10 protein-coding genes and 1 CRISPR repeat array are annotated in these 9,655 nt (G+C 50.7%); all 10 genes read right to left on the bottom strand.

Annotated features, from left to right (window positions below):
• Positions 1 to 60: 60 nt before the first annotated feature.
• A complete protein-coding gene (gene cmr6, locus I656_RS02635; RefSeq protein WP_020756336.1) occupies positions 61 to 1,203 on the bottom strand; it encodes a type III-B CRISPR module RAMP protein Cmr6 in 1,143 nt (380 codons plus the stop codon).
• 12 nt (positions 1,204 to 1,215) lie between these two features.
• The gene (gene cmr5 / locus I656_RS02640) at positions 1,216 to 1,620 is read right to left on the bottom strand and encodes a type III-B CRISPR module-associated protein Cmr5 (RefSeq protein ID WP_025039256.1); all 405 of its coding nucleotides are present in this window, start codon (positions 1,618 to 1,620) and stop codon (positions 1,216 to 1,218) included.
• Between the two features lie 14 nt (positions 1,621 to 1,634).
• The gene (gene cmr4, locus I656_RS02645) at positions 1,635 to 2,522 is read right to left on the bottom strand and encodes a type III-B CRISPR module RAMP protein Cmr4 (protein ID WP_020756334.1); all 888 of its coding nucleotides are present in this window, start codon (positions 2,520 to 2,522) and stop codon (positions 1,635 to 1,637) included.
• Positions 2,522 to 3,652, bottom strand: a complete 1,131-nt coding sequence (gene cmr3 / locus I656_RS02650) for a type III-B CRISPR module-associated protein Cmr3 (protein ID WP_020756333.1) — start codon at positions 3,650 to 3,652, stop codon at positions 2,522 to 2,524. Before cmr3 ends, cmr4 begins: the two co-directional genes overlap by 1 nt.
• Positions 3,649 to 5,100, bottom strand: coding sequence for a type III-B CRISPR-associated protein Cas10/Cmr2 (cas10, locus tag I656_RS02655; protein ID WP_020756332.1), 1,452 nt, complete (start codon positions 5,098 to 5,100; stop codon positions 3,649 to 3,651). Before cas10 ends, cmr3 begins: the two co-directional genes overlap by 4 nt.
• Positions 5,046 to 5,288, bottom strand: a complete 243-nt coding sequence (locus I656_RS19370) for a type III-B CRISPR-associated protein Cas10/Cmr2 (protein ID WP_020756331.1) — start codon at positions 5,286 to 5,288, stop codon at positions 5,046 to 5,048. Before I656_RS19370 ends, cas10 begins: the two co-directional genes overlap by 55 nt.
• Positions 5,285 to 6,190: an RAMP superfamily CRISPR-associated protein gene (locus I656_RS02660; protein ID WP_033006435.1), complete on the bottom strand. Its 906-nt coding sequence runs from the start codon at positions 6,188 to 6,190 to the stop codon at positions 5,285 to 5,287. Before I656_RS02660 ends, I656_RS19370 begins: the two co-directional genes overlap by 4 nt.
• 233 nt (positions 6,191 to 6,423) lie before the next feature.
• Positions 6,424 to 7,530 carry a TIGR02221 family CRISPR-associated protein gene (gene csx2 / locus I656_RS02665; RefSeq protein WP_020756328.1) on the bottom strand — a complete coding sequence of 369 codons (1,107 nt, stop codon included), beginning with the start codon at positions 7,528 to 7,530 and terminating at the stop codon, positions 6,424 to 6,426.
• Between the two features lie 2 nt (positions 7,531 to 7,532).
• Positions 7,533 to 7,979: a hypothetical protein gene (locus I656_RS19365; protein ID WP_235048651.1), complete on the bottom strand. Its 447-nt coding sequence runs from the start codon at positions 7,977 to 7,979 to the stop codon at positions 7,533 to 7,535.
• Positions 7,970 to 8,665, bottom strand: coding sequence for a hypothetical protein (locus I656_RS19360; RefSeq protein ID WP_235048650.1), 696 nt, complete (start codon positions 8,663 to 8,665; stop codon positions 7,970 to 7,972). The genes I656_RS19365 and I656_RS19360 overlap by 10 nt, the downstream gene beginning before the upstream one ends.
• Before the next feature lie 626 nt (positions 8,666 to 9,291).
• Positions 9,292 to 9,655: direct repeats of the CRISPR family, unit length 27 nt; unit sequence GTTTCAATCCCTCATAGGTACGATAAA.

The raw sequence follows: 9,655 nt of genomic DNA, 5'->3' as shown, positions 1-9,655 counted from the left end.
ATTGTCGTCGATCCCCCGGGATTTTTGCACGATTGGGGGTCGACGACAATCGCAAGACCCTCACTTTTCCTCCAACAGTTGTTGAAGTTTGTCCATTTTTTGCTTTTGCTTTTTGCTGACGGCTTTTCCCCATTCTCCGATACGTTTCCAATACGCCTGCAACGCAACGGCGGCTTGTTTGTTTTGTTGCTCGATCACCTGTTGGTAAAGGCTATCCTTGCTTCGCTGCCTATCCGTTTCGCTGTCAGTCAACCGTTCAATTTCGGCCACCAACCGTTCTTCGGGGGAGAGGAGGGCCAGCCTTGCTCGTTCTTCTTCCTCGCGTCTCTTCCGCTCCACCATTTCCTGCTCGATTTTCCGGCGCTCAAGACGGGCGCGTTCTTTTTGCACCATTGGGAGGAATTCGGTTTCCGTCACATCGTCCACTTCAGAAAATCGACCGTAGCCTGACGATGTTTTCGAACCGATCCCCCATTCCATCAACGCCTGTTTGGTATATAACGATGCTGCCTCCAACAAACGGGCGGTTTTTTCATCGTCTCGAAAGCCATGGGCCGTTAAATAAATGTCTGCCTCTGCAGCCATGACCGTCCAAAACGAAACGGGAACAGGTTTTTGATTATCTGTCGCAGCGTTTTTTCCCTCATAATACTCCTTCATATGTACAGCGAGCACATCCTTTTCCAACCGCAATCCATCGATGAGAAAGATGTCGTAAAACTGCACCTGTCCTTTATGGTCTTGTATCCCAAAAATCGCACATCCATCTTCATGCTCGCCGAGCCGTTTCTCGTCCCCTTCGCAATACGCCTCGATAAACCAATGGCGCACAAGGCCTTTCAGACTGGAGGCAGGAATGTAAGGAAGACCGTACACGGGGTGGATCGTCAATGACGTCTCGCGAACATGCCCCGCGCCCAGTCCGTGGACAATTCGGCCAGAGAGGCGGGCTTTCAGCTTCTTGACTCCCCCTGTTTGCGCCCATTCCACCATGGCCTGTTCTCGCTGCGCCCGCAGCTGCTCGCCAACCTCTTTCAGCTCTGGGAGAATCGGGGCGGATTTCAACTGTTTCGAAGGCTCCCACACTTTTTTACGGTCATTCCACCGATGCTCAATAAAATAATGGAGATGGTACGCCAAATGCCCGATCGATTTATTGGCCTTTTGCACGACTTCTAGGGTGTCCTTTGGATGAAAAAGCATGCCCTCCCCTCCTTACTCTGCCGCCTTTGCATCGTCTTTCGCCATCCCGTCGGCAAACTTGCGCATCCAATCTAACAGCGCCATGGCTTCCATCGTCCATAACCGGTAATCAGCGCTCGATAAGTTGACGACAGCCTCGACGAGTTCTTGGTTTGCCGATGAAAATTGATCCGGAAACTGTTCCCTCATCCATTTTGCGAGGGATTGATAAATCGCCTTGTATTCCTTCCCTTTTTGAAAACAAAACGCCAATGCTTGTCCGAGACCGTTGACTTGAATCAAGGACGGCATTTTTTTGACGTAAGAACGATAGTTTTCGAAGCTTCCTCTCAATCGTTCTTTTGCCTGTTTCACTTCTTGAAACGCAAATGCGGCTCGCCCGTTCTCAATCCCCACACGCTTCACGTTTGTTTCCATGGCTTCTCCTCCGTTCACACCCAAATCGTTCTCATCATTCCGCGGCCTAATGTACTGTTCCCGCCAAGCTGAAAGACGGATGGAAATTTGTTTTCATTCAGAAAGTACCGTTCAATATCCGCAGCCTTCGCAAAGCCATCTATTCCGTCTCCCCGTACATCACCAATGTAGAGGAAACTGTAAAAAACCGTTTCTGGCGGAACATTTTCCTCATACCAGAGCGCACCGTTGTCAACGGTCCCTGTCTCCGGTGAAATGCGAATGCGCGCGTTAATTTCGGTCGACAATTTGACGAAATCCGTGAAATCGTCATCGGAGAGAACAACGAGTCGATCTACAAGACGCAGGCGGCAATGCTCCCCAAGGAGGGCGGCAAGTTGTTCCGCCAGCTGTTTCGCTTCGGGAGAAACGGTGACCGAAAACGCATACTCCTCCAGCACAATGCGTCCATTGACCGCCATCAACCGGTCGGAACTGACCGTGTTCGGTGCGGGCACCGGAAGAAGTCGGACTTCTTTCCCGATCGATTGCTGATGGACGCTCATCTCTTGATTCCACCGCTCAATCACAAGCGGGCACGTAATCCAAGCAAATACGCCGCGAAGCGATTTAACCGGAAACAGCAAAACGCGTGCATCGCTCAGAGCAATGGCGCTCGCTTGTGTGACGCTTTCCTGTCCTTTGTCCGCGCCGAAAATCAGTTCAAGCTTCTTCCCATCTTCGGGCAGCGACTGTGTCATGTGATACCGAAGCGCGCCTTTGAGCGAGGAGCTTTCGATTTTTGGAAATCCTGTATGCTTCTCTCGCTGAATAGGCAAGTCGACAAACCCGATCTCGCTCCCGCTCCCCGCATGGACAGACGTAATGGCATGCATAAGAAAAGGCCGTACGATCGAATACATTACAACTCCTCCTCGCTTTCTTTCGCACTCGTGATCACTGCAAACCCAAACCCTTCCTCCGCCCCTTCATCGGTGAGATGAACGCCGTCAAGGGCGGAGAGGACAAGCGGCAAAGCATCGTCGCGTTCGATCTTCACATAGATGACCGAACCGGCTGGGATCATCCATTTCCGCGGTTTTGGCCGATGGCGGACGATGTCCCATCCCCCGTACAACTCCGGACGTCCGATGGAAGCGGCAAGCCAAGTGACGACCGCCCCGTTCGGCCATGTCCACTGATTGCCGTCCATTGCCGCTGGACGGGATCCGTTCGAGAAAATAGCTGGAGACAAAAAGACGATTTTCGCCAGCTTTGTCCGCTGAATGTCTTGTTCAATCCCCTTTTTCTCGTCTGGATTCCATATACGAAGCGTTTCCGGCTGCTGGCGGATAGACCACGGCCGGTTTTCCCCGCCGATCCGCGCCCACTTGACATCAGAGAAATCCGGTCCATCACCGACGAAAGCGACAAGGGACGCCCCGTCTACAAAACGCCCTTTCGCCACCCGGTATAAAAGCCCCTTTTGGGCTGTTCGGCTGGACGTGTCGAGTTGAATTCCCACCTTATCTTCCCGAGCGATGAACGATGACAATGAACAAAGGGAAGAGATTGGCTTATTCTCCAGAAGCGCCTGCTTCCATTCCTCCATCGGGACGTAATAGTGCTGTGGACTTTTCGTTTTGTCACGCCGCGAAGAAGCCAGACGCCACATCGAAGCAGATGATGAAGGCTTTCGGTCTTTGACAAGCCGCAATGGATACGCTTTGAGCGATTTTTCCTCCTCTATGACTTGATAATCAAAGGGCAGGGGAAAGAACAAGACGTCTTCTTTCACCAGCGTGCAATAATGGAGACAGAACTGCCCCCGCTCAGTCGGGGTGCCCATCCATCTCCTCACCTGTTCATCACTGCCCCTCGTAAAATCGTCAAACGTGCTGTACGCATAAATGTACGCCGCCCGCAACGCGCCGTAAATCGTATTCGGGCGCGGAGGGAATATCGACTCCATCACCGTCGCCTCCCCCGCTTGCGTCGCATGATGGTTTTTAAAGAAAAACGTGTCTACCGGTGTCAAGACTAATTTTGTCATTGCCCGTTCCCCTCGCTCCGTTTGAAAAAGGTCAATATCTTTAACAGATACAAAAAGTCATAGCCGCTGCGAACCGCTTCATGCAAAGACAAAAGAACTTGCGTGTGATGGGCGATCTCTTGGGCGCTCAGATGGCTTCCCTCTTTTACAGACCGCTTAAGCAAACGCCGAAGCTCTGTCGCGAGCATGTCGCCATTCTCCCATTTAGGGCAGTGCCGCTCATGCAGCAGCGGGGCAAACGCGGAAGCGAAATGAAAAATAAAGTTCGGCGACAGGGATGTTTTCAACAGATTAATCCATTGATCCAATAATTGTGAAACCTTCTCTCCCCCAATCATCCATGGGAGAACCGCTTCCGAAATCTCGCCAGAGCGGGTGTGAAGCGCTAAAGCAAGGGCGTCCTTTCGCTGCCCCGTCTTGTCGTTGGAATACTGTTTCGCCTTTTTCTCCAACGCTCTGACAGCGTTAAGAACGAGATGGAGCGGCGACTTTTTGTGAGCGATCACCACCCCAAACGAGGCGGTCGCTCCATGACCTAATCCTTTCCGTTCATCGCCAAACGCCAATCGGAGCTCCTCAGCCGCTTTCAGCACCGTCTCGGTCGGCAGGAAGGCAAGGACGTCATCCCCCCCTGCATAAACGAGCTTGCCGCGGCATTGTTCTTCGACAATCCGCGGAACGATTTCCTTCGCAAACCGGGCCAGTTTTTGGCTCGTTTGACTATACTCCTCTTTCCGTTCCCCGGAGAACCATTTCCCCATGTTGTCCCCGTCCATCATGAGCACGGCGTAATAATCGCCCGCTCCGATCTCGAGAACAGACGGAAACGACAAAACCGAAGCGCCAAACAAAGCGGAGAAGTAATCGCGGGCCACCCGTTTGCCTAAGCAAATGCCGCATAAAAATTCGTTGTCCTTGATTCGTCCCGAGCGGCGGTCGTCTTCTTCGCCTCCAGCTCCTTGAAATTTCTCCGCCCGCCGCTTCCAAAGGTGGAGCGTTTTCCGCTTGATCTCACCGTAATGATCCGTTTCCTTGATCTCGGCAAGCCGCAGCGCCTCCCTTTCCTTGCAGACGGAACAAACAAGGCCGAATTGGGAAACAGGAATGTAATGCTTCTCATTTTTCAGCGCCCCCAACCGCCGTTCGGCGCGTTCACGCACGGTCCGGAACGAAGCGGACGGCTCATACGGTTCAGCGACCCAGTACACTTCTAAAAACGACTGCACTTGCTGTTCCACCATCATCTCCAGCCATTCATACTCTTCGGCAGTGAGATGTGGAAACACGCGTCGAATGGCTTGAAAGCAGAAGTCCAGAAACACTTGGCGAACATTGTCCTCCACTTCGCGCAGCCAGCCGCCAACCTTTTCTTCTGTTCCCTCCATCACCACCGTCACGCGGTTCGGGATCGAAGCAATGCGAAAATCCCGCGCAGATGGCGACCGCAACTCCTCCTTGTGACGAGCGGGTATACGACTTCACAGTTGGCATCCAACTGGTAAAACTGTTTGATCGCCTCTCGCACCAAATGGGACAAAATATAACTTCCGCTCCAAAAATCTTCCGTTTTGCGGGCTGAAGCGATAAACGACTGCACAGGCCCGACCGTAAAAATGACGATATAGCGATTGGTCATATCCTCACCCCAACGATCTCTAAAAACCGGTTTCGATCTCGCTCATAGCGCGGCTCGCTGTAGCGCGAGTCATGGTTTCTCACTTCTGTTACAATCGGATAGTAGCGGCCTCCGATTTTCCTCACCGTGCACCATAACGGGGAAGAAAGCTTTCCTTCTTTCCCTCTCATATATCCTAGGCTGCCATAACGATTCGCTTCATGCGATGCCCTGCCAAACGCCTTCACCACTTCCGCCGCGCTCTCTTTTCCTTCTCCAACCCACACCGCGGACAATACCGGATGAGGTGTTGCGATGTCTTCACGTCGTGCCACAAGGCAGCCGCGCTCCGCAAAGGAAAACGCATCCGCCGCCCCGATGCGTTCTAGCGTCATACGCAAACTTTCACCGTATTCCTCAACGTGATCCCATTGATGCTCCGTCCATTGCACAGCTCCGAATCCGCGGCGCGACCGCTGCCCGAAGCTGGCGAGGTGAAGCATATATTGAAAGTGCCAATCATATTGCGCCAATCGCTCTTGATGACGCTTCCGCACCGAGAGCGTCACGGTCACCTCCCCGCCGGCAGGAAGCGCCGGAACCAACGTTGGAGACGTACGATGCGGCAAAATATTTTCTCTCATTGTCCCTTCCATCGCTCTTGCCAACGTTAGATGGACAGGCGATTGCTGCTTTGTTTTCCTCGTGCCGCCAAACCACTCTTCCTCCTTGGCAAGCAGCTTTTCGTGATGAGGTTCATCCTGCAGCGTCCGCCACCAGTACCTCCATACCCCTCGCAACGACGGAAGGCGAAACTCCGCCTTCTCCCTCGGATCAGCGCCGTGAATGGCGGCCGGCGTCAAGAGAACAAGCGGATATGACGACTGAGCAACAGCTGTTACCCCGCTTTCCTGATAGGCCATCACGCATTCTCCTTTGAGATTTGCATCGTTTTTGCGAGCGCTGACATACGTTCAAAAAAACGCACCAAGTTCTCGGAACGACTGCTCCGCATCGGGCCAAAACTTTTCCGCCTTTAGCGGTTGCGGCCGCGCCCCAGCATGATTGATGTCGTTGCGCCGCTCCTTAAGCGTGCTAAATCGTTTTAAGTCGCCCTTATAAGGAGACAAGAAATCGATTATTTGTTCAACCCGCTCTACGGAACGAACGCGCCATTCCTCTTTCGGAATATCTCGCAATAAAATTTCAATAGCCGAATGAACATCTCCCGGGCCTTCTCATTCCGCAAATCAAGCCCCAACACCCGGCAAACGGCCGTCACCGCATTTTCCTCCAACATCGTCAGCGCCTGCTGAATCAATCCGTGGTCCAAACACCAACGCACAGCCTTCCAACTGTTCATGATCGGATCATCATCAAACATCGCATACTTTTTCTCCATCACATCCAACAATGGGACAAGCGGTTTAATCGCTTCCGCCGACGCTGAGCGAACGCGGCCGAGCTGTTCATGAAATTTCCGCACTTCTTCATCGATTTGCAAGCTTCGGCACGTGCGGATCACTTTTTCCGTCTGATCAAGCTGCTTCGTCAACTGATTTAATTCTTTCACTTCGTTTCGCATTGTCTGGCTCGAAGACGGATTGCGGAACACTTCGCTGTTTTCTTTCGCGGTCAGCGCCTGGATGATGGAGGCATCCCCCGTGCGCAAAAATTGATCGACCCCGTTCGTCCAATCGAGCAGCCTCGCCATGCTTGTCAAATTGACAATCGGCGCCAACCGCCGTTCTGGAGGCAACTGTTTGACATCGACTGGACGCCCAAGCATTTCAAACCAGCCGTAAACGATCGCGCCAATGTCCGTTTTTTTCACAAAGCGGGCGTAGTTCAACACGATGAGCGCGACAAACGGGATGGAACGGAAACTGTGGGTGATGTCAAAATAAATCGTATCCCCTTCCCGAATTTCATTCAGAATGCAGTCAAACAACCGCCAATTGGCCTGTTCATCCTGACGGCTTTCCATTTCCACGAGCTTCACATTCGCCTCAGGAGCGATGCGCTGAAAAGCGGTGATCAAGCCCTCCAGCCGCTCCTCCCCTTTGAAGCGGTCTCGCCCATTCCGCTCCCGCGCTTCTTTCGTCGCAAACACCACCACATCCATCGGTCCATCCCCGCGAAACAACTCATACACCGCTGTCTGGATAAAACGCGTATAAGAAGACGATTTGCCCTCGTATGTGTAATAACAATATTCATAATCGCTCAATCCAAGAAACGACAACAATACCCTTCTCCCCACGCTTATCTCCCCACTCCCGCCAATTGTTTCGTGATATCGATAAACTCAGAATCCTCTTCATAAATCCCTTTTCCTCTTTCCGCTTCCCGCTCATATCGGTTATGGTCAAGCCATAAATAGTTGGCATACAAGCAATCTTCTTTTTCATCGTATCGGTAAGCAAGGCGAAACGCCGTCTGTCCGTTGCTCGCTCCTTTGTACAAGTGATATTTCACTTTTCGGACATCAATCGTTTTGAATGACTTTTCGTGGTACAAAACGCCCATGTCTCCCTCTTCATGCTTCAGCTTCTTTACCAGCTCCCGCATTTGTTGGTGCACAAACAGCAACTGGTGATGATTGTGTTGCAACATATTGGCGACTTGTTTGGATACAAGGTACGTGGTCGCAAACAAATGTTTATATTTTTCATGTTCAAACAAAAATTGTCCAAATGCACTTAAATACACAAGACCATCCTCTTGCTGGAACAAAAACGGATATTGAAGAATACATTGTTTTTCGCGGTAAGAAAGCGAATCCGCATCAACATGTCCTTTTGGCATTTCCGCAACAGATCAAAGTGATCATGAACAAATTGCTCATCAATATGTATCGGCACAGGAGGAATCTCATGTAACACTTGGCCGTCCTCATGCATATAAGCTGTCGGATAGTGCAGAAATGCCCCGACGATGTAGCCCAACGATGTCATCACTTTATACCCACCGATTGGGGCGAAACAAGTTGTTGACGGTTCCCCGTGGGAGAGAGCATCCGCCACCTTCCACATGTACTCTCCCAATGTCTCCTGCATCCGTCTCGGATGGTTCACATCAACGTCCACATATATAATGCGGACATTTGCTTGAAAGTCCTCCTCAAGCAACCTCGTCAAGATGGCTTCCACAATCCGTCCCCCAACCGTTTCCGTCACAATGAGAACGACCGTCGGCCTTTCCGCCAATTTCCCTTGTCTACGAAGTTCGTAAATCATCGAATATTCCGCCGACACACGATTGGGATCTCGGGCGGCCTCATGAGCAAACTGCCCGGCATGGCGAATCCATTCATCAATTTTTCGTTGTTTTTCCTCGTCGATGTTGGTCGCGCTCAACCAAGGACGAATCTCCCCCATGATTTCATCCCGATTCATCGAGAAAACGTTCCTGTTTCCTGTCAGCAACGACACACCACACGTTACAACAATATGCTGGTACAACCGCCCTTCCCCTCCATATTTCTTTCATCTCAGGAAAATATAGCTATGTTTATATCAATTATATCCTATTTTTCAATTATAGAGGAGGATATTTTTAACAATTTCAAACATTTTCCCACTGAAGAGACGGGTGAAAAACGAATTTTCCACCCAACTTCACGAAGGCGAATGGAAAATAACAAGGGCCCTCGAAAGTAAAAGAGCGTCTCTTCCAGCTGGTTTTTCCGTTGCTTCCCCCTTTTAAGGAGCGACGCAAAACAACGTCGGAGGACGAAACACAAAAAAAGAATCCCCTGCTCAGAAGGGATTCCCTCGATCGAAAGATGCCGCCAACATAGATCGCTGCCATCTTATTTTTTTCTCCCGTCACTTAGAAAGGCAACCCGTGAGACTAGAAATGCCTTTGCCCAACTTAGAATGCTGTACTGCCTGTTCCGCAGGCGCCCATCCGTTACGCACAATGCTTCATCACCGCAAACGAAGCAAATGAGAGATGTGGTCTGAACTAACTCTGCGACAACAACGAGCCCCCCATCACACCTGCGCGCGAAGATGAAGAGGGTTCAGTTCCTTGTGGATACGATAAAAACATCATAGATTGGCTTGACCGCCGCAAGCAAAAAGTTTCAATCCCTCATAGGTACGATAAAAAACGAAAAAAAATGAAAAACTTGGACTATTTTATTGAAAAAGGGTTTCAATCCCTCATAGGTACGATAAAAACGTTTTTCCTTGCGTAAAAGAAGAAAATAAATTAATTGGTTTCAATCCCTCATAGGTACGATAAAAACCCGAAGTTATCGAGGGAGAAAAATCAAGATATGTACAAGGTTTCAATCCCTCATAGGTACGATAAAAACGTTTGCTCCTCTTGTTGTGCTTTTCGCTTCGCGTTCAGTTTCAATCCCTCATAGGTACGATAAA

It is taken from the genome of Geobacillus sp. WSUCF1 (assembly GCF_000422025.1).
In the GTDB taxonomy this organism is placed as follows: domain Bacteria; phylum Bacillota; class Bacilli; order Bacillales; family Anoxybacillaceae; genus Geobacillus; species Geobacillus zalihae.
The sequence above is the reverse complement of the archived record's forward strand: the minus strand, read 5'-3'. Positions and strand labels throughout refer to the sequence as shown.